General features: G+C 70.8%; 2 protein-coding genes. Both read right to left on the bottom strand.

Features of this window, described 5'->3' with window-relative positions; all coding sequences use genetic code 11:
• Positions 1 to 364 (bottom strand): cyclophilin-like fold protein (locus ABD323_RS41870; RefSeq protein ID WP_344447315.1); only part of this gene is annotated, 364 nt, incomplete at its 3' end.
• 114 nt (positions 365 to 478) lie between these two features.
• Positions 479 to 904, bottom strand: a complete 426-nt coding sequence (locus ABD323_RS41865) for an ATP-binding protein (RefSeq protein ID WP_184917662.1) — start codon at positions 902 to 904, stop codon at positions 479 to 481.
• Positions 905 to 924: the final 20 nt, after the last annotated feature.

Raw genomic sequence — 924 nt, 5'->3', positions numbered from 1 at the left:
CCCGCTCCACCCGGATCGGGTCACCGGCCAGGACGGTGCGCAGCACCCCGGCGGGGCCGTCCAGCGCGCCGAGCAGGTTGCAGGGGCCGGCCAGCCGGCACTCGTCGGCCCGTGAGATCGGGGTCGGGCCGTACGGCAGCGCGAGGCTGTCGCCGTCGGTCCAGAACGCCACCGTGCCGGGCTCGACCACCTGTTGGGCATCGTCCTCGCGGTCCACCGAGACCGGGGTGTCGAAGTAGACCTCCTCGCCCCAGGTGCTCGCGGTGGAGCCGACCGGCAGGACGGCCCAGAGGGCCTCGGAGGTGGGCGTCGGGCGCAGGGTGGCGGTGGCCTGACCGGTCGGCCACAGGATGCGAATCCGCATGGGGAAGGTGTCCTTCTCTCGAACCGAAACCGATCGCGCCCGAGAGCAGGGAACCGCCTGCTTCAACAATCTGTCAATATGTGGTCCGAGTGAGCCCGGAGTTTCTGCGCGGAGTCAGAGCTCCACGGGCTCCGTCGAGACGTTCCAGCTCATCCGGATCAGGCCGCCGTTGGCCCCGGAGGTCACCTCGACGTCCTCGACCAGCGCGGTGATCACCGCGAGCCCGAGCGCGTCCTCGGCGTCCTCGCCCATCTCCTCGGCGGCGGAGCCGAGCGGCGGCAGACCGGCCGGACCGGCCTCGTCCTCCACCTCGATGAGGAAACGCTTCTCCTGATCCGTCAGCGCGACCCGTACCGCGCCGTCCAGACCGCCCCGCTGATGCAGGCTCACCGCACGCGAGCACGCCTCGCCGACCGCGAGCCGCACCTCGTCGAGCACCGACTCATCGACTCCGGCGCGCCTCGCCACCGCCACGGCCACCAGTCTGGCCGTCCGGACATGCTCAGGAAGTGCGCTGAACCGAAGTTCGACCGTTGCCATTGTCTTCCCCTCCGGGATCA

The sequence above is a fragment of the Kitasatospora nipponensis genome (assembly GCF_039528135.1).
Lineage (GTDB): Bacteria > Actinomycetota > Actinomycetes > Streptomycetales > Streptomycetaceae > Kitasatospora > Kitasatospora nipponensis.
Note: the sequence above shows the minus strand (reverse complement) of the source record. Positions and strands in the feature narration are given on the sequence as shown.